The organism is Rhizobium sp. CCGE 510 (assembly GCF_000292525.1).
Lineage (GTDB): Bacteria > Pseudomonadota > Alphaproteobacteria > Rhizobiales > Rhizobiaceae > Rhizobium.
The window spans coordinates 17085-35358 of sequence record NZ_AEYF01000020.1 but is presented as its reverse complement, the minus strand read 5'-3'; the positions used below and the strand labels follow the sequence as shown (position 1 = coordinate 35358).

Genomic DNA, 18274 nt, shown 5'->3' with positions numbered 1-18274 from the left:
CTATTGTTCCCTCTCACCACCTGCGGCAGAGATGGTTGCAACATTCCGGCTAGATGCAGCGTTCAAAACATGGTTTCGAATAGCGGCCGCACTTTCCCCCGGTGATGCGCATGTTACGTCCAAGACGAGCGTATTTTGATGCTGCGGATCGAGAACAGAAGCTCGTCGGCTGCGTTCTCTCGAGGCTTCTACATCTATTGATTTTAAGTGGATGCGGCGTGCGGGGGTGGAAATGCGGCGTGCCAGCTCATCCTCGTCGCAGAGCAATCGGATGGGCACCAGCAAGGACTGGCGCTGTTGAGCTGCGGCAGCAATTTTTTGAAAAGTACGCATGCTACGCTGATCGCCTTCAATGCCGGCATGCGTGAAGATGAAGTTTGTCGAGGGCGCGCTATAGGCGACGATCGCATCCAAGACGGCTTGCCGAACTCTTCCGGTGTATTCCCATATTCCTGCTGGGAGGGGAGATGTCCCGTCGTCATCCAGGAGGCGGAGTATCGGGTTATTGAACCAATGATTGTCGACAATCTTTGCGGTGAAAAGCGAACTCAATTCTTTGGCGATCGCGAGCTTCCCGACGCCTGGAAAACCGATCAACAGCATGAAAATATTCATACGGAGCAACCTCCCCTGACATAGTCCGGGTGGCGCAATAGGGTTTTCAATCCTTGTAGCTTACGCTCATTCAACCTGGATATGGATATGGTCGTCGTGGCGGGCGGCGCGGCAACCTTGGAAGCGGACATGGCTGTCGGAAATGCCAAGCGCGTTCTTCAAATGCGGCTCGATGAAGATCTTCTGCAGGCCGAAGCGCGCCACGCCTTCGCTCGTCAGCCAGGCGACCGCAGCCGATGTGCGCTGCTCGTCGATGCGATAGGCCGGAAACAACGGCTGCAGCGCGTCGAAATTCCAACGGGTGGTAAGCCAGTCGTTGCGCCCTTTGCAGGGCAGTTCGTCGCCCGGGGCCGGCTCTTCGAAGGCGAAATAACCGATTGGGGAGCGGGTGACGCCATTGAGTAAAGCGCCGTCCGCATCCTTGTAATAATAGGCGAAGTCGAGCTTTTTTCCGTCGGCATGCGACAGATGCGGCAGCAGCGGAAAGCCGTTCACGAAGGGGAAATTCGCATCCAGCGCGACGGTGACGGTTCCGGGAAATTCCTCGTCCATGTGGGCGGCAAGCGCTTTTGCCAGATCGCGCAGGTCCGGCGTGACATAGTTGCGGTTCAGCAGGCAATAGATCGGGGAGCGGACGACCAGCCGGTCTGTGATGCTTGATATGCAGGAAAGGGGAACCCGTCCAAGCATCGGGGCTGTGAGGCCCGCGGCAAATGTCGCACCGGCATAGAAAAGCAGGAAGATGGCGAGCTTGGCCAGCATGCGCCGGATGCCCCAGGCGCGCGACGCGGCAAGCGCGATGAGATAGGCGACGCCGCCGATCTGCGTGAGCAGCGTCAGAAGGAGAACGATCAGGACGTGGAGAGCAAAACGGAACACGGGGAAGGCCTTGCGGGACGTTGTAATGCCATAGGCGAGGGGATGGCGATCTGCAAGATGGTTGCAGGACGCCGATCGCTCCTACCTCTGCTTTTGAGTGCTCCGAATTGACAGGATTAATTATCTGACTTAAGTCAGATAATATGGCTTGCGATCCTGTCTTCCGCGTCCGTCGTTTCAACCGTGCCGTCACCTCCGAAGTCGGCGCTCTCGATAGTTCTTTCCTCGGACGCGGGCGTCCGTTGGGTGCGGCCCGCGTGCTCAATTCGATCGGCCGGGGACAATCGGATGTTGCGGTGATCCGCGATTATCTCGGTCTCGACTCGGGCTTGATGAGCCGTCTGCTGCGCAGTCTGGAAGAGGAAGGTCTTATCGAGACGGTGCCGAATGCTGAGGACGCGCGTCGCCGCGTCGCCAGTTTGACCAAAATCGGTAAGTCCGAGTTCCAGGCCTATGAAGCGCTTTCCGATGCGCAGGCGGAGGCATTTCTGGCACACCATCGCCGCCCGGAAGAACTTCTGCGCGCCATGGACATCGTTGCTCTCTCGCTGAGACGCGATCAGATCGTGATCGAGGAAAAGGATCCTCGGCACGAGGACGCCAGCTATTGCCTGAGCGAATATTACGGCGAACTCGCACGCCGGTTTAAGAACGGCTTCGATGTGTCGCTGTCCCGCGATCCCGATGCCAAGGATATGACCCGTCCGCGCGGTGTGTTCCTGGTGGCCTTGTCCGATGGCCTGCCGATCGGCTGTGTCGGATTGAAGGGCAGTGGCGGCGAGGTCGCCGAGATTAAGAGGCTCTGGGTCGCCCCCGCCGCCCGTGGCCTCGGGCTCGCAACACGCCTCATGCTTGCCGCCGAGACTATCGCCCGCGAGCTATCCGTCAAGCTCCTGCGCCTGGATACGAACAGTGCGCTTTCCGAGGCGCAGCAGCTTTATCGGGGAAGCGGCTGGCATGAGATCGACCGGTTCAATGACGACCCATATCCCGACACCTTCTTTGAAAAGCGCCTTTAGGCCTCTCGAAGCCACCGCTGGGGGGCTACTGGTGGTCCAACTGCTTCGACAGCTCGGCAAAAATCCTGTCGCGGTCAGTGTTCATCTGGACGAGATCGACGGCAACGGTGATGGCGCGGCGCCCTTCGACGCTGTCGATGTCAAGCTTCCTCTCGCAGCACCATTGCCGAACGGCATCGGTGACGATCGTGATTTCATCATCGTTGAGTGAGATGAGCGACAGGAGCATAGTCGTGCCCTCCGTGAAGCGGCAAGAGCACCTATGGTCTCTCAAGCGGTCGTGCCGATGCCGATGGGCCGATGGGCTCACTCTACGCTCATTCCCCAGCAACACCATTGCTATTCTCCTGACACGGTTTGGCGTCGGCCCGATTTTCCCGGGAATGGCCTGGCCCTGTCGAGAGTGCTGCCGACCGCGATCATCGCCATTGCCGCCGCAGGCATGCTGCGGCACGCGCTGGTGTGAGCGGATGCCGATCCCGATCGGCGGCCGAGCCTATTTTGCCAGCACGATGTGCGTCGCGTGTTCGCTCGCCACATGCTCGGCGACGCGGAAGCCGAGGGCCGGCAGATCGATACCTGTGAACATCGCTTCTCCCTTGCCGAGCACGACGGGCGAGATGGCGAAATGCAATTCGTCGATCAGGCCGGCCTGCAGATATTGGCGGACGGTGCTGACCCCGCCGCCGATCTTCACGTCCTTGCCGCCGGCCGCGGCCTTCGCCTTTTCAAGTGCATCTTCGATGCCGCCGGTGACGAAGTGAAAGGTCGTGCCGCCCTCCATGACAAGGGGTTCGCGCGGATAGTGCGTCAGGATGAAGGTCGGCGCGTGATAGGGCGGGTTTGGCCCCCACCAACCCTTCCAGGTCTCATCAGGCCAGTCGCCGCGAACAGGCCCGAACATGTTGCGCCCGAGAATGAAGGCGCCGAAATTGGCCATGCCACGGGCGGCATAATCCTCGTCAATTCCTTGCGAGCCGTCGTCCTTTCCCTGCATCGCGCGAAACGTGCGGGTATGGAAAAACCATTGAAACATCTCATGCCCGCGCTTGCCGAGCGGATCCTGCATGCTTTGTTCCGGCCCGGCGCCGAAACCATCCACGGAAAGGGAAAATGCTGCGACACGCACCTTGGACATGGTTCCTCCATCTGATTGTAAATTGAAACTGGTTGCTTTGTCGCATAGGTGATCCTATAATGCAACCGGTTTTTGAAGGAGATGCTTGGTGGATATCGAACTGCGCTCGGGCTGCCCGATCAACCTGACGATGGAAGTGCTGGGAGATCGGTGGACCCTCATCATCATCCGGGACATCATGTTTGGCAACCGTCGCCATTTCCGCGATCTTCTGACCCATTCGGAGGAAGGGATCGCCTCGAATATCCTGGCAGCCAGGCTGAAGCGCTTGCTCTCGCTCGGGTTTATCAGCAGGCGGGATGATCCGAGCCACAGCCAGAAAGCGATCTACAGCCTCGAGGAGCCGGCGATCCAGCTTGTTCCCGTCTTCGCCATGATCGGCGCCTGGGGGCGGCGCCATCTGCCGGTCAGCGAGGAACTGAGCATCCGAGCGCAGCTTCTCGAAGAAGGCGGGCAGCCGCTCTGGGACGAATTCATGGAGGATCTCCGGCAAATCCATATCGTCGATCCGATCGGTGGAGCCAATGGCACGTGCACTTCGGCGGTGCTGGCGAAGCTGACGGCGGCGTTCCTCGAGGTCCGCGCGAAATCGTCGGCGCCTGTCTCATGATTTAGAGAAAGGTCAGCCGCCGGCGCCCTGGTATTTGCCGGTGGCGTATCGCCAGTACGCCATTGCGATCAGCACCCAGACCGGGCCGGCCGCCAGAGCCGCTGGGCCGGCCCAGTCGCCAAGGATCGGGACGGGTTTGCCGAGCAGGGCGGCGACGGGGACCGAACTGGTTAGCGCCAGCGGAACGGCGGTGAGGAGGGTGATCTGGATGCTGCCGGGAAAAATGTTGAGAGGGTAGCGCATCAGTTCCCAGAAGCCGAAGAAGATCGAGAACAAATGGTTGGAGCGCACCCAGATCAGCGCGGTGGCGCCGATCATGGTGATCAGGGCGGCGGTCAGCAGCGTGGCGCTGACCAGCGCGGCGACGAGGAACAGGGCTGAAGGGACCGACCAGGCGAAATCGACGGAGAAAACCGCCCAGCCGAGCAGCGGCACGGCAAGGATGATGTGGCCGGCATAGCCGATATTGAGGCCGGAGAAGATCAGATAGACCCAGGGGCTGAACGGTTTGACCAGCAGCGCATCGTACGTGCCGAGGCGCACCAGTTCCTCAAGATCGCGCAACTGCGTGAAGCTCATCGCCGCGCCGAGGGAATAGGCCAGCAGCTGGAAGCTGTAGAGCAGCGCGAGCTCCGGCCAGCTCCAGCCGCCCAACGTATCGAAGCGGGCAAGCAGGATGGCGATGGTGGCGAAGACGCTGCCATAGGAGAGGATCTGTGCGAGGCGATCGAGCCAGAAGGCGCCGCGATATTCCATCTGCGAGCGGATATACATGCGCACCAGCAGCGGAATCACGCGGAGATGATGAAGCAGCACGGTCAGCCTCCCTGCACGGTGATGCGGGTGGAGGCTGAGCGCCATAGCCAAAGGACGCCCAGGAGGAACAATCCGGCCCAGCCGAGACCGAGGCCGAAATGCAGCCAGGTGTCGGCAACCGAAAGCTGGCCGAGATAGACAGCATTGGGATAATAGACCACCCAGGCGAAGGGCAGGTGGCGGGCAATCGTCGCCAGTGGCTCGGGGAAGAACCAGAAGGGCACCAGCAGGCCGGAGAACAATTGCAGCAGGGCGCCGAGGATCCAGTCGAGCGAGAAGCTCGTCATCAGCCAGAAGGCGATGAGGCCGCAGAACATCGACATCAGCGACAGCAGGATGAAGGAAAGCGCCCAGAAGGCGATGAACATGGCGCCGTCGAACAGGCTTGCCGGCGGCAGCATGCCGTAGAACATGGCTGTGACGGCGACGGTCGGGATGACCTGCGTCATCAGGCGATAGCCGAAACTGCCGCATTCATTGGCGAAGATGTAGAGCGGATAGAAGATGGGCTTCAACAACCAGACGGCGACGTCCCCCGTCTTGAGCGACCGGCCGATCTCGTTGATGATCCTTTCCGGGCGGGTAGCGCCCATCACTGCACCGCCAAGCAGCGCATAGGTCACCATCTGCTGCAGCGAGACGCCGTCGACCATCGTTGCGCCGACGCCGGCATAGACGGCCAGCCAGATGGCGACACGGGCAACGACCTGCACCAGTTTGCCGAAGATGTTGGCCCAGACCTCGTTGCGGTAGGCGAGCTGGGAATGGAAAGCGCTGCGCGCGAAGGCGGAATAAGCGCTCATGACGCCCGCGCCCTGGCGTTGCGGCCCTGGTAGAAGGTGCGGATGACCTCTTCGATGTCGGGCTCGTGCAGCGCCACATCCTTCAGGTCGCGCTCGCTTCCGACCTCCGACAGGATCCTGACCAGCGAAACGTCTTCGCGTTCGATCAGATAATTCTTGCGCAGACCCTCGTCGCTGACGAGCGTCGCGGTGCTGAGCGGCAGCGGCCCGGGGTCGCTGACAAATTCGAGGGTCAGCCGCCGGGCCGAGCCCAATGCGGCGCGCAGGCTCCTCAATTCGCCGTCGAAGATCAGCCTCGAGTGATCGACCATGATCAGCCGCGGGCAGATGGTTTCGATGTCCTGCAGGTCATGGGTGGTGAGGATGATGGTGACACCGCGTTCGCGGTTGATCTCGGCCAGGAAACGCCGCACGGCATCCTTGGCGACCACATCGAGCCCGATGGTCGGTTCGTCCAGAAACAGGATCTTCGGATCGTGCAGCAGCGACATCACGATCTCGGCCCGCATACGCTGGCCGAGGCTGAGCTGACGCACCGCGCGGTCGAGAAAGGGCGTGAGGTCGAGCAGCTCGCTGAAGCGCCGGAGATTGTCCGCATAGCGGGCAACAGGGATGTCGTAGATGCGCTGGTGCAAGGTAAAACTGTCGACCAGCGGCAGGTCCCACCACAGCTGACTGCGCTGGCCGAAGACAACGCCGATCTCGCGCGCATTCTCCATTCGCTTGAGATGCGGCGTGCGGCCGAGGACCGTAAGCGTGCCGGCGCTCGGTACCAGGATGCCGGTCATCATCTTGATCATGGTGGATTTGCCGGCGCCATTGGGGCCGAGATACCCCACGGCTTCGCCGGCCGCGACGTCGAAATCGATGTCGGAAACGGCCAGAACTTCGGTATATTCGCTCGTCACCAGCGTCTTCAGGGCACCAAGCAGGCCTGGAAATCTCTTGTGCTGCCGGAAGCGCTTGCTGACGCCCCGTGCCTCGATCAAAGCCGTCATATGTATTTCCCGCCGATTCGGCAGCTGTGAGGATTGGAACCCAGGCTAACGCCGGGCTCGGCCAGTGCAAGCAAAAGTCGCTTTTGGCCATCACTCAATCGCGCATTTCAAAGCGCTGCAGCGTCCTTTGCCTATCTGAAAAGAGACACGGCGCCGCAGCCTTTTGCGTTGACAGGCATGTTCAATCGATCGCTGTTGGGGTCATGAAGATTCTCGCAATATCCGGCAGCGCTCGGCGCGATTCCACCAATACGGCGATGCTGCGGGCTATCAGCGACGTCGCCCCAAGTGAGATCGAAATTGCGATCTTCGATGGCGTGGGCGGTTTGCCGGTGTTTTCGCCGGATCTCGAGGGGGACGCTCTGCCGACGGCGGTGCGGGATTTCATCGACGTGATCGCTGAGAGCGACGGGGTGATCATTGCCAGCCCGGAATATGTGCGATCCATTCCCGGCGGTCTCAAGAATGCTATCGACTGGCTGGTGTCAGGAGAAGAGATCGTCCACAAGCCGGTCGCGCTGCTGCACGCATCACATCGGGGCGATGACATGCTGGCAGGTCTGCGCACGATCCTTGCGACCATCACCGAGCGGTTCGCAGGGGATATCTTCCTCCGGCTCCCTCTGATGAAGTTGGAACCGGCCGAGGTGTTGCGGGCCATCGAGACGGCGGAGAACCGTTCGAGGGTGCAGGCCTATCTTCAGGCCTTCTCGGCCTATTGCGAGGCCGGCGGCCAAACCGCCTGAGGTCCGCCCGGTCATCGGATCTCCATCAGCAAGCCGCTCTCGAATGCTGTTTTTCCCTGGAGCGTGTGCAGTATCACGAGCGGGGCTGCGAGGATGAAGGCGGAGAGGAAATGCTTTTGAGGAAACGGAGGATAGGTTGGATCATCTTGATCTCCAGATGCCGCGGATATCCTTTGTGCTGGACCTCAACAATTGCGGCAGCATGACCGGCTGCGCGAGCGGCTGGTCGATGCCGGTGCCGGCGTCGCGATCCATAATATCCGCGACGTCGGTTATCTCATGAAGGATTTATGTATGCCGTTGTCCCAAAATCGCCGCACACTTTTGGGCGACATGGATTTGGCGTTTCCCGTACGGCATCAAAAAGCCCCGCATCTTCATGCGAGGCTCGATGCTGGCGGGTGGTGGATCGGCTTAGCGGCACTGGCGGCGCGGGCCGTAGTTGGGTTGGAAGGTGTTGTCGGAGGCGCGGTAGGACCGGTAGCGGCTATAGCAATAGTCGGCATGCGAGCTGTAGCCGCGCGAAGAATAAGCGCGGGGCTGCGAGGCGATGACGCCGCCGATCAGCGCGCCGGCGGCGAGGCCGCCGATGATGGCGCCGCTATTGTCGTGGTGGCGATAGCGTCGATCATAGCGGCGATCCCATCCATAGCGGTCGTCGCGGTAATTGCTGCGATCGCGATAGTGGTGGCGGTTTCGGTACCACCTGCGATCATTCCCGAACTGCCCAGGGCAGTTGGTGAAGTTATTGCAGCCGACGGTCACGATACGGGCATCGGCACTTCGAGGCGCCGGCTGCGCCAATTGCGCCGGGCTCGGCACGAAGGCCGGGCCTGCCGAGGCCGGCATTCCGGAGAAAGCCGTGGCTATCGACAGGGCAATGATGGCGAATCTTTTCATGTCTCTCACCTTGGGTAACGGATGTATCGAAGGGGTAACGCACGGAAAGGCTATAGGTTTCATTTTGAGATGAGAGGCGCGATATATGTGCGTATCTGCTAACGCATCGGGGTAAAATGCGGTTCGGCCACCGGCGTTCGGTGCGGTGGGTTGCGGCCTGCCGCAGACCGGAAAGAATGCTGCGTTCGAGCCTATAGCGGGTGGTGTGTTATCAGGCTCACCTTCCGCCAGCCAGCAATCGAAGCTGGTTCTCGTCATGCACGCCTTGCCGGTAAAGCTCGATGACAAGGGCGCCGAGACGGGCGGCTTCCTCGCCTGCTCGGTCAATCTGGAGCTGGCTACACAGCGCTTCATGGACACGCCTGCATACATCGAGATCTTCGGATGCGAGCGGTTCGTCACGCGTGCTGAACAGCTTGTCTGACATCGCAATCTGCCCTCTTTTGATGCCGTGAATCGCTATCGGTGAAAAAAAGATAATTTCGCGATCTCCGCTCTGCAAGATGGGCGAACGTCCGATGTTCAAAAACAATTCGGGGCGCGCGCACACCAGGAAACTCGCCGGGAAAGATGGGGCGAGGGCGGCGCAACTGAGTATGAGACCGACTGGCGCGTCGGCCACAGGTAGCGCAAGCGTGGAGATCTACTTGGTTGCGGGGTCCTTGCCGCCTTGCTGCGACAGACGCAGTTCTTTCAGCCTTCTGGTTTTCTCGCGGCGAGCCCGCTGCTCCGCTTCGATGGTTTCCTTGGCGGCTCGCTCGGTGTTTTCGAAGCGATCCTGCCGATAAGCCTTTGATGATGGTTCACGTTCTCTTGTCATGGCCGCTAAACGCAAATCGGCGAAAACGGTTTCATGAGAAAACGCGTAAGCGGTTTTCAAAAAATAGAGGTGGTCGGGGTCGCCTGTCTATTGCAGCCGACGTGTGCGCAAAATCTGTCGTGGCCGGTCAAGTCATGTCGCGGGCGCCGCATCGGCGCCCGCGACCCGGCGGATCATTCCTTGATGAAGGCGAGGATGTCCGGATTGATGATATCGGCATGGGTCGTGCACATGCCGTGCGGAAATTTTTCATAGACCTTCAGCTTGGCGTTCTGCAGCAGCTTGGACGAGATCAAAGCGGAGTCGGCGATCGGCACGATTTGGTCGTCGTCGCCATGCATGACGAAGGTCGGCACGGTGATGATCTTCAGGTCTTCGGTGAAATCGGTTTCCGAGAAGGCCTTGATGCCGTCGTAGTGCGCCTTGGCGCCGCCGATCATGCCCTGGCGCCACCAATTGTTGATGATTGGTTCCGATACTTTCGCACCCGGCCGGTTGAAGCTGTAGAATGGGCCGGCCGGCAGGTCACGATAGAATTGCGAGCGATTGGCGGCCAGCTGCCTGCGCAGGTCATCGAAGACCTCGATCGGCAAGCCGCCGGGATTGGCATCGGTTTTCACCATGATGGGCGGCACGGCGCCGATGATGACGAGTTTGGCGACGCGGCCCTGCGGCTGGCCATGGCGGGCGACGTAATGGGTCGCTTCGCCGCCACCGGTGGAGTGGCCGATATGGACGGTGTTCCTGAGATCGAGATGCTCGACGACAGCTGCCGCATCGGCGGCATAATGATCCATGTCGTGACCATCGCCCACCTGGCTGGAACGGCCATGGCCACGCCGGTCATGGGCGACAACCCGGAAACCCTTCTCGAGGAAGAACAGCATCTGGGTGTCCCAGTCGTCGGAGCAGAGCGGCCAGCCGTGATGGAACATGATCGGCTGGGCGGTCTTCGGCCCCCAATCCTTGTAGAAGATCTCGACGCCGTCCTTGGTGGTGACTGTGCTCATCTTTTAACTCCGTTGGTGGGTTGGATTGATGCGATCAGAAGTCTGCGTCGTCGCCCGCGAGATTGACAAGGCCATGGGCACGCCTGCGCGGGGCGAGGTTGGTATATGTCGACGATCTCATCAAGCTACTCTTTGTATTCAATTGACATAACAGAATTTTTTATCGGAGGAGGATCCATGGGCAGGGGCATTCCCGGTCGACGCGTTACGGGTGCAGGGAGCCGAGTTACGGCGTTCGCCGCTCAGGATGCGGGACGCTGGAGGATGCCGCCCTCACTTGAACGCCGGTCGACGCCCAACCATCTAATCCTCAACAACAGCACAATGGCCACCGTCGCAACGGCGACCACTTCGCCGGCGGCGGATGGCCGTGGCCGCCGCCTGAGGATCACATCATGGGTTACATGGACAAGGATATAGCGCCTCACAATGAAGGGGCGCTGATCGATGCCTATTCGCAATCGATCGCCGCAGCAGTCGACACGGTCGGGCCGGCCGTCAGCCGGATCGAGAGGGTCGGTGGCCGGCAAGGGCATGGTTCGGGTTTCGCCATCTCGCCTGACGGCTTGATCATCACCAACAGCCATGTGGTCGACGACGCCAAAGTCGTTCGCATTACCACGCCCGATGGTTTCGTCACCGAGGGCCGGGTGCTCGGCCGCGATGTCGATACCGACATCGCCCTCATTCGCGCCAATACCAGCACCGGCGCCTGGGCAAAACTCGGAGATTCCCAACGTCTGCGCCGGGGCCATATCGCCATCGCGATCGGAAACCCGCTCGGTTTCGAATGGACAGTCACCGCCGGGATCGTCTCGGCGCTCGGCCGGTCGATGCGGGCAGCCAGCGGCCGTCTGATGGAGGATGTCATCCAGACCGATGCGGCGCTCAACCCCGGCAATTCAGGCGGACCGCTGGTGTCTTCCAGCGGCGAGGTGATCGGCGTCAACACCGCCGTCATCCAGGGCGCGCAGAGCATCGCCTTTGCCGTGGCGTCGAATACGGCCAATTTCGTCGTTTCGGAAATTCTCCGCTACGGCCAGGTCAGGCGCGCCTTCATCGGTATTGCAGGCGATACGATCGTGCTGCCGCGCCGGGTGGCACTGGCGGCGGGCACGGTGCAGACCACCTCCGTCCGCATCCGCCGCGTCGAGCCGGAAGGGCCGGCGGCAAAGGCAGGGCTGCAGGAGGGCGATTATATCCTCGCGATCGACGGCAGTCCGGTCGGCGGGGTCGATGATATCGTCCGGTTGATGGATGGCAGCAGGATCAGCAAGGAGACGGAAATCCTGGTGTTTTCGGTGGCGGGCCGGATCGTGAAGAAGACCTTGCTGCCGACGGCGCGGACGTGAGTCGTTGCAGACCACGCAACAAATCGGCTTTGGCCGCCGCCCGGACTGCACTTTGGTTTGAGGAAACATATCAAAGTGGCTGCAGGATAGTCATGCCGGCGAAGGCATCGCCCCACGTCAGGCGCTGACTGCTTCCTGATTCGTCCCCGAAAAATCGACAGCCGCAAAGGCTGCCGCCAGCACCTCCGGCCCGGCGCCGCTTTTGGCCGCGTCGGTCGACAGGATCTGGCGGTAGCGCCTGGCGCCGGGCAGCCCGGTGAAGAGGCCGACCATGTGGCGGGCCACGTGCTGCAGCCGGCCGCCGGCCGCGATGTGGTGTTCGGCATAGGACATCATCCGGTCGCGCAACGCTTCCCAATCCGGTTCGGCCGCCGGCGCACCAAAGAAGCGCTGGTCGATTTCGGACAGGATCGCGGCGTTCTGGTAGGCGGCGCGGCCCAGCATGACGCCGTCGACATGTTCGAGATGGGCGGCGGCTTCATCCAGCGTGCGGATGCCGCCATTGATGCCGATGAAGATGTCGGGCCAGCGCTGCTTCATCCGGTAGACGATCTCGTAGTCGAGCGGCGGGATCTCGCGGTTTTCCTTCGGGCTCAGACCCTTCAGCCAGGCTTTACGGGCATGGATCCAGATCGCGTCTGCACCGGCATCGAGAACGCGGGTGATCAGCGCCGGCAGCGCCTGTTCCGGCTCCTGCTCGTCGACGCCGATCCGGCATTTCACCGTCACCGGCACCGTCGCAACCCTCTTCATCGCCGCGACGCATTCGGCCACCGTCTCCGGTGTCAGCATCAGGCAGGCGCCGAAGGTGCCCGACTGCACCCGGTCGGAAGGGCAGCCGACATTGAGGTTGATCTCGTCAAATCCGTAAGGTTGGGCGATCTTCACCGCCTCGGCAAGCTTTACCGGGTCCGATCCGCCGAGCTGCAGCGCCAGAGGATGTTCCGCGGCGTCATGGCTAAGCAGCCGATCGCGCGGACCGTGGATGATCGCATCGGCCACCACCATCTCGGTATAGAGCAATGCCTGCCGGCTGATCTGGCGATGGAAATAACGGCAATGCCGATCCGTCCAATCGATCATCGGGGCGACCGCAAAAATCGGGCTCTTCTGCGTCATCGACGTTCCATTGTTCGTTGTTCTCCGGGTGCCGCAAATGAGGCGCCGCACCGCCGCGGGGCGGGGTCGTTCATCAAACGCGCATATAACATCTGGCGGTGCGATCGACAAATGACGGTCACTGCAAACAGAAACGGCGCCCCTTGCGGAGCGCCGTTCAAGCCGCCGAAGCGGAAGTCTGACTTACGAAGCCGAGATGTTGACGGCCTTCGGGCCTTTGCCCATGCGGTCCGGCTCGGTGTCGAAGGTAACCTGCTGGCCTTCGCGCAGCGACTGGATGCCAGAAGCCTGCAGCGCAGAGATATGGACGAAAACGTCCTTTGCGCCGCCGTCCGGCGTGATGAAACCAAAACCCTTGTCCTGGTTGAAGAATTTTACGGTGCCCTTGGTGGCCATTGGGATCGTCCTTTTCCCTTAGTCTGTGTAGTATCCGCGCCCCCGAGAGGAAGCGGACGGCTTTAGCTTTCGCCCCGATCGGTTGGGACGAAGGGTCAGTCGGAGAAGTCACGTACGGGGAAAGAACGTCTACGTAGGCGGGTAGTCCCGCGCCGCCTTCCAAACGGAAGGGATTACCACATCAGTCCAGTCACCGGCATGCAAATGCCCGAGTATCAAATTGGTGCCAGCTTTTCGGGCAAAAAGCAAGTGGGATTCTTTTGGCATGCCCGCATCGATGGCAGGAAATGCCGAAGATTCAGATACTTGAGGAAGAGTTAGCGGTTCCTTGCATGGTTGTGCCGTAGTGGGATTTCGTGCCGAAACGGGATGAGGGGCGGTGGCGTCGGCAAACAGGATTTGGGTCACAGCCCGCAAGTCTCAAATTTCAGAGACTTGCGGAACGTGATCGGGAGGGTAGGTGACAGGATCAAGCTGGACCGAGCGGCCGAAGCTGCACGAAAATTGATTGGAACTCGGCAAGCTAGAATGCTGGCTAGCCAAACAGTCGGGCCGGGCACTGAAAGGAAATCATGGAGCGCCATCGGCTGGTGGCCAGAATGCAGGAGCTGTTTAAGTCCGATTCGGAAGTCCTTGACTTCGCATGATCCGACTCACTACACGCTGTGGGTGGCACTCGCGGGCCGCGAACCATCAAGATTGGTGACCGAAGGAAGTCGAATGAATTCGCGGCCAACGGTCATCACCTTCGCTTTTATCGGCATCGTTTACATGCTGGGTTTGCATATCCCGCTCCCCGGGATCGATTTGGACGCTTTTACCGGCCTGAATTACACTGTCGATTCAGTCATGCTCTCTCGCGTATCGATCCTAGCTCTTGGATTGATGCCCCTCTACGCCGCGCTAGGACTTGCGGAAATCGCACGGTTGATCGGTTTTCCTTGGCTCCAGCGGAAGGACAAGCAAAGTGGAAACATTGCCTCAGGAGCTGTAGTCGTCGTTGTGATCGCGTTAGTCGTTGCTGCTATGCAGGCTTACGCCATATCAGACGGCCTGGGCGCGACGGGTCTCGTCGATGACAAGGTGACTAATTTCACCATGCTCACGATTGCATCCTACATGGGCGCGACGGCGTTTACGATCTTCCTTTCCGACCGGATAAGGATCGCGGGCCTGCGCGACGGCTTTTGGCCGTTGTATTCGATCCCGATCCTATTGAGCCTACCAAACAACGTGGTCGCTTCAGTCGAAATGACGAGAACGGGAGCCGTGCCTTCGACGCAATGGCTGATCGTCGCGAGTTATCTCGTGTTGTCGGTCGCTGCGGTGGTTGTCACGGCTGTCTTGTGGAGGTCGGCATGTCATGAGACTGGCGCCATCGAAGAGGGGACGGTTGAGCCAAGGGAAATTCTCATCTGGCCGCCGGTCCTGGCAATCACCGCTGCAGTTTATGTGCTGGGCCTCATCGGTTTCATTGCCCCAAGTTTTATTGCTGCGGCACAGGGGTTGCCTCTGCAAATTATCGCTCTGGCAATGGCATCGGTCCTGATCCCGCTCATTGTTTTCTCTTATGTTAGAAGACTCAAGGTCGCGAATAATCGTCTGATTGTGATCGCAATCATTATCGCCTTGATTCAGATCTTGCTGCTTGTCTCCGGCGCTCTTGTAACTGCATTCATTCCGCTTCCGGTCAGCCCAGGCGCCATCGGAGTCATCGTTTTGGCGGTCACAGCTCTTGGGCTTCCACGCCTAAGGAAACGCTCGGGTCCCTCGGCCGGATTCTTCGTCAGCCCTGAGTAAAGGTCGAAGGGGTGCGGCGATTGCTCTTTCGGTATAGCTACCGCCTATTGCGCATCATTCAGCAACGCGCTTAGGCTCCACGGATTTTCCCCCTTCTGATTGGCGATGTCGTCGACCTTCCAGCCGCCGTGCTGCCGCACCAGGGTGTAGAAGAGCGTCACCTCGTCGCCGTTTTCGAACTGCACCTCCACCTCGGCCTTATCATCCAGCAGGATCGGCTGGCCGATCCTGACGTCGCTCGCCGCGCCGTCCTGGCCCGCGATGACGGGATCGAAGTCGATCGCGCCGACATCGCCATCGGGCGTGTTGTCGAGATCGGCTTGGAGCAGCTCGTTCAGATGGTCGGAGAAGAAGATCGAATACGGCGAGGGCGCCTCGGCGTCGCTATTGTCGGTGTTGTAACTGTAGAGCGCCTTGAGCAGCGCCTTCGGCGTCTTGTAGGTCTCGGCCGATGCGGGCAGGGCTGCGAGCGCCGACACGGCAAGGGCGAGGATGAATGTGGGTAGGCGCATGCGGGCTCTCCTCGGATGAGCAGAAATCATAACCGAAACGGATGTCGAGGTGGAGCTGCATTTTTGAAAGGGGATTGCCCGGGCACGGCCGCTGGCCTTGCCAGCCTCCGGCTGGTGTCTGCGAGCTATTACCAGGAAAGTCGGCCGCTCGAGGTAGCGAGGCGGGCAGTCCGGCCTCTTTTTGTCGAGATCGCCGGTGACGCATCTTGCGTCCACCGGCGATCATATCGCGATTAAATCAATGCCTCATGCGACAGGGTCGAAAACGACGGCTCGAAGACGTCCTTCACGGCGATAGTGAAATCGTGGCTGGTGGTGTTTCCAGCCGCGTCATAGGCCTCGGCGGTGAAGGTCAGGCTATGGTTGCTTTCGAAGTCGATCGCAGCCTTGGTCTGGATCTTGTTGCCGACGAGCTTGAAGATGCCGTCCGCATCATCGGTCAGCCGCCACTTCACCGCGCCGCCTTCCGGATCGACGGCGGAGAGAAGGCCGACCGAGGTGCCGATCGCGACGTTCTCGGAGATCGAGCCGCGCGAGAAGGCGAGATTGATCGGCGCCTTATTGACTGGGGCTTCGTTGACGTCGAGAACGCTGATCGTGATGTCTTTTTCGACAGTGACCTTGCCGTCAGAGACCGCCACCTTGATCGTGTGCGATTTGGCGGTTTCGTAATCCAAAGCCTTCGAGGTGACGATGCGATTGCCATTGAGGCGGAAGTGATCGTCGGCGCCGTCGATGAGCTTGTAGGTGAGGGTGTCACCATCGGCGTCCTTGGCGCTGAGCAGCCCGAGCGTGGTCCAGATCGGCGTGTCCTCGGAGAGGGCGGTCTTCGAGAGCTGGATATTGGTCGGCGCGCTATTGCTGCTATTGGGCTTGAAGGTTCCCTGAGCGAAATCGTAAACGCCGTCTGCAAAGCGCGCGAATTCGACGTCTGTCAGCGTATCCGTTCCTTCCGCGGCGCTCGTCAGGATGTGATCGCCGTTGTTCATTGCGAAGGAGTAATTGGCGAAATTGCCGGAGAAGATCGCAGTGTCGATGCCCGCGCCGCCATTGATGGTGTCGTTACCGGCGCCGCCGGTCAATTTGTCATTGCCGGCCTTGCCATTGAGGATGTCGTTGCCGCCGCTGCCATCGAAAATGTCATTGCCGTCTGTGCCGGTAAATTCGTCATTGCCGCTGCCGGTCTTGACGTCGATACCGGAGACATAGCCGGTGACGAAAGCTCCATGGCCTCCCAACTCGTCAGAAAGATCGAGGTGAGCGCTGTCCGTCAATGCCAATGCGGGGTTGAAATCATGGAACGGATCGGTCGACCAGACGATTTTGTCAAAGCTCTCGAACTGCGCGCTCGAACCGGAAACCCAATATCCCGCGGTTTCAAGGACTTCGATGTTCTTGATCGTCAGGCCTCTTAGCTCAGAGGCTTGGAGCGAATCAATTCCGGCACCGCCATCGATCGTTCCGGAAACCATTGGAGCGGATCCTTGCACGGTGATGGCATCGTTGCCATCGCCCGCATCGATATCAAAGACCTCAGGGGTGCGACCGCCAGCATCGCCATCTGAGATTGTATCGTTGCCTGCGCCGCCCCTGATGATGTCATTTCCTACGCTGCCCACGACCTGGTCATCGCCACCGCCACCATTTAGGATATCATTGCCGTCTCTGCCTGCGAGCAGGTCATTGCCATCGCCGCCACTCAGGGTGTCATTGCCATCACCGCCGTGAAGCTGATCGTTACCGGCGCCCGTCGTGATGACATTGCCGCTGCCCGAGCCCGTCACATTCGCGGAGACCGAACCCAATTCGGCGGCCAGGTCGGCCACGCCGGAATCCGAGACAATCAGAGTGACAGGCGAGGAAGGATTCGCGGCGGAGTGCCGGATAACGTCGTAAGCTTCGAATTCGGCGCCTGTCTTGGTAATCGTTGTTCCGTTCGTGTCTAAAATATTCAAGGCCATATTATCTTTCCCCAAAAGATGCGTTGTACTCGGAAAAATGAGAAATCCGCGAAAGAACTGTTTTATTGCTCAGCGGACGACAACCCCTCGGGGATCTATGCCAATCCCCGATTAAGTTTTCAATGCAGAATTGTGTCTTTTCATTGCTTTTTTAATGAAAAACTAAGGATGAAATACTGCGAAATGAATTTTAATTTGAGAACTCAAAGCCATTCTTCGGTCTCCTAAATAGTATTGTCTTTCATTTCGAGCGGGATGCTCTCGCTAAAATTGTGTTTTCTGTGGACTTTTCAGTGGTGCTGCGCGGCGCCATTGGTCGCCCCACTATCGCAGGTTGGTTCTAGCTTCGACTTGCGCCGGCTTCCCGCGCGAGAGACTTCACATCAGCTTGATGAGGCCTGCTTCCGTGGGGCTGAAGCCGCAGGCGCGATAGAAGCCGGTTAGGTGCGGTTCGAAATCGACATGCAGCCACGCCGCGCCACGCTCCCGCGCAACCCGCGTCGCTTCCCTGACCAGCCGCGTTGCGATCCCTTGCCGCCGCATATCAGGGTGAACCGAGGTGTCGAGAATGAAGGCATGAATGCCGCCATCCCAGGCGACGTTGACGAAGCCGACGAGCTGGTTGTCGTGGTAGGCGCCGATATGGGTGAGGCTGCGGGAGAGGATAGGGGAGAAGTCGCGCGGGGCAGGCGCGCCCCAGGCGGCGGACCAGAGGGCGTTGAATTCGCTAGCGGAGGGGAAGGGGTCTATGCGGAGTTCTGGCATGGGTGGCGGCTCCTT

General features: G+C 59.9%; 21 protein-coding genes and 1 pseudogene. 6 read left to right on the top strand and 16 right to left on the bottom strand.

Features of this window, described 5'->3' with window-relative positions:
• Together RCCGE510_RS10820 and RCCGE510_RS10815 are read right to left on the bottom strand one after the other, a co-directional pair.
• Positions 1-615: a hypothetical protein gene (locus RCCGE510_RS10820; RefSeq protein WP_007629824.1), complete on the bottom strand. Its 615-nt coding sequence runs from the start codon at positions 613-615 to the stop codon at positions 1-3.
• Positions 616-681: 66 nt separating this feature from the next.
• Complete coding sequence (locus tag RCCGE510_RS10815; RefSeq protein WP_007629822.1) at positions 682-1494, bottom strand: hypothetical protein; 813 nt, start codon at positions 1492-1494, stop codon at positions 682-684.
• A gap of 143 nt (positions 1495-1637) precedes the next feature.
• Between RCCGE510_RS10815 and RCCGE510_RS10810 the strand changes: the two genes are divergently transcribed.
• Positions 1638-2513 carry a helix-turn-helix domain-containing GNAT family N-acetyltransferase gene (locus RCCGE510_RS10810; protein ID WP_007629820.1) on the top strand — a complete coding sequence of 292 codons (876 nt, stop codon included), beginning with the start codon at positions 1638-1640 and terminating at the stop codon, positions 2511-2513.
• Between the two features lie 25 nt (positions 2514-2538).
• Here the strand turns inward: RCCGE510_RS10810 and RCCGE510_RS10805 are convergent, their stop codons facing one another.
• Positions 2539-2742: a hypothetical protein gene (locus RCCGE510_RS10805; protein WP_007629819.1), complete on the bottom strand. Its 204-nt coding sequence runs from the start codon at positions 2740-2742 to the stop codon at positions 2539-2541.
• A gap of 267 nt (positions 2743-3009) precedes the next feature.
• Entirely contained in the window at positions 3010-3651 is a 642-nt protein-coding gene (locus tag RCCGE510_RS10795; protein WP_007629818.1) for a dihydrofolate reductase family protein, read from the bottom strand.
• A gap of 88 nt (positions 3652-3739) precedes the next feature.
• Between RCCGE510_RS10795 and RCCGE510_RS10790 the strand changes: the two genes are divergently transcribed.
• A complete protein-coding gene (locus RCCGE510_RS10790) occupies positions 3740-4261 on the top strand; it encodes a helix-turn-helix domain-containing protein (RefSeq protein ID WP_007629817.1) in 522 nt (173 codons plus the stop codon).
• A 12-nt stretch (positions 4262-4273) separates the two neighbouring features.
• On the opposite strand, the gene RCCGE510_RS10785 is transcribed toward RCCGE510_RS10790, so the two are convergent.
• Genes RCCGE510_RS10785 through RCCGE510_RS10775 form a run of 3 tightly spaced genes read right to left on the bottom strand, consistent with a single transcriptional unit; the run spans position 4274 to position 6878 of the window.
• Positions 4274-5122: an ABC-2 family transporter protein gene (locus RCCGE510_RS10785; RefSeq protein WP_192815300.1), complete on the bottom strand. Its 849-nt coding sequence runs from the start codon at positions 5120-5122 to the stop codon at positions 4274-4276.
• Positions 5080-5880 carry an ABC-2 family transporter protein gene (locus RCCGE510_RS10780; protein WP_007629815.1) on the bottom strand — a complete coding sequence of 267 codons (801 nt, stop codon included), beginning with the start codon at positions 5878-5880 and terminating at the stop codon, positions 5080-5082. The genes RCCGE510_RS10785 and RCCGE510_RS10780 overlap by 43 nt, the downstream gene beginning before the upstream one ends.
• A complete protein-coding gene (locus tag RCCGE510_RS10775) occupies positions 5877-6878 on the bottom strand; it encodes an ATP-binding cassette domain-containing protein (RefSeq protein ID WP_007629814.1) in 1002 nt (333 codons plus the stop codon). The genes RCCGE510_RS10780 and RCCGE510_RS10775 overlap by 4 nt, the downstream gene beginning before the upstream one ends.
• Before the next feature lie 203 nt (positions 6879-7081).
• Between RCCGE510_RS10775 and RCCGE510_RS10770 the strand changes: the two genes are divergently transcribed.
• Both RCCGE510_RS10770 and RCCGE510_RS34720 read left to right on the top strand, forming a co-directional pair.
• Complete coding sequence (locus RCCGE510_RS10770) at positions 7082-7624, top strand: NADPH-dependent FMN reductase (RefSeq protein WP_007629812.1); 543 nt, start codon at positions 7082-7084, stop codon at positions 7622-7624.
• A 207-nt stretch (positions 7625-7831) separates the two neighbouring features.
• Positions 7832-7912: pseudogene (locus RCCGE510_RS34720) on the top strand (DNA-binding response regulator); the annotation flags it as partial.
• 126 nt (positions 7913-8038) lie between these two features.
• Here the strand turns inward: RCCGE510_RS34720 and RCCGE510_RS10765 are convergent.
• The 4 genes from RCCGE510_RS10765 to RCCGE510_RS10755 all read right to left on the bottom strand — a co-directional run bounded on the left by RCCGE510_RS10765 (position 8039) and on the right by RCCGE510_RS10755 (position 10354).
• Positions 8039-8524, bottom strand: a complete 486-nt coding sequence (locus tag RCCGE510_RS10765) for a BA14K family protein (RefSeq protein WP_007629811.1) — start codon at positions 8522-8524, stop codon at positions 8039-8041.
• 217 nt (positions 8525-8741) lie between these two features.
• Positions 8742-8951: a hypothetical protein gene (locus RCCGE510_RS35535; RefSeq protein ID WP_081525706.1), complete on the bottom strand. Its 210-nt coding sequence runs from the start codon at positions 8949-8951 to the stop codon at positions 8742-8744.
• Positions 8952-9167: 216 nt separating this feature from the next.
• Positions 9168-9404, bottom strand: a complete 237-nt coding sequence (locus tag RCCGE510_RS33300) for a hypothetical protein (protein ID WP_007629807.1) — start codon at positions 9402-9404, stop codon at positions 9168-9170.
• A gap of 113 nt (positions 9405-9517) precedes the next feature.
• Entirely contained in the window at positions 9518-10354 is an 837-nt protein-coding gene (locus tag RCCGE510_RS10755) for an alpha/beta hydrolase (protein ID WP_007629805.1), read from the bottom strand.
• A gap of 395 nt (positions 10355-10749) precedes the next feature.
• Between RCCGE510_RS10755 and RCCGE510_RS10750 the strand changes: the two genes are divergently transcribed.
• Positions 10750-11706, top strand: a complete 957-nt coding sequence (locus RCCGE510_RS10750; protein ID WP_007629804.1) for a trypsin-like peptidase domain-containing protein — start codon at positions 10750-10752, stop codon at positions 11704-11706.
• Positions 11707-11823: 117 nt separating this feature from the next.
• Here RCCGE510_RS10750 and dusA read toward each other — a convergent pair whose 3' ends face one another.
• Together dusA and RCCGE510_RS10740 are read right to left on the bottom strand one after the other, a co-directional pair.
• Positions 11824-12825 (bottom strand): tRNA dihydrouridine(20/20a) synthase DusA, encoded by a 1002-nt coding sequence (gene dusA, locus RCCGE510_RS10745; RefSeq protein ID WP_007629802.1) that lies wholly within the window; start codon positions 12823-12825, stop codon positions 11824-11826.
• 183 nt (positions 12826-13008) lie between these two features.
• Positions 13009-13221 (bottom strand): cold-shock protein, encoded by a 213-nt coding sequence (locus RCCGE510_RS10740; RefSeq protein WP_003540801.1) that lies wholly within the window; start codon positions 13219-13221, stop codon positions 13009-13011.
• A 720-nt stretch (positions 13222-13941) separates the two neighbouring features.
• Between RCCGE510_RS10740 and RCCGE510_RS10735 the strand changes: the two genes are divergently transcribed.
• Positions 13942-15021, top strand: a complete 1080-nt coding sequence (locus RCCGE510_RS10735) for a preprotein translocase subunit SecY (RefSeq protein WP_007629801.1) — start codon at positions 13942-13944, stop codon at positions 15019-15021.
• A 44-nt stretch (positions 15022-15065) separates the two neighbouring features.
• On the opposite strand, the gene RCCGE510_RS10730 is transcribed toward RCCGE510_RS10735, so the two are convergent.
• The 3 genes from RCCGE510_RS10730 to RCCGE510_RS10720 form a co-directional block, all read right to left on the bottom strand.
• Positions 15066-15533: a DUF3828 domain-containing protein gene (locus RCCGE510_RS10730; RefSeq protein ID WP_007629800.1), complete on the bottom strand. Its 468-nt coding sequence runs from the start codon at positions 15531-15533 to the stop codon at positions 15066-15068.
• A 233-nt stretch (positions 15534-15766) separates the two neighbouring features.
• Positions 15767-17494 carry a calcium-binding protein gene (locus RCCGE510_RS10725; protein ID WP_007629799.1) on the bottom strand — a complete coding sequence of 576 codons (1728 nt, stop codon included), beginning with the start codon at positions 17492-17494 and terminating at the stop codon, positions 15767-15769.
• Positions 17495-17872: 378 nt separating this feature from the next.
• Positions 17873-18259 carry a GNAT family N-acetyltransferase gene (locus RCCGE510_RS10720; RefSeq protein WP_007629798.1) on the bottom strand — a complete coding sequence of 129 codons (387 nt, stop codon included), beginning with the start codon at positions 18257-18259 and terminating at the stop codon, positions 17873-17875.
• Positions 18260-18274 lie beyond the last annotated feature (15 nt).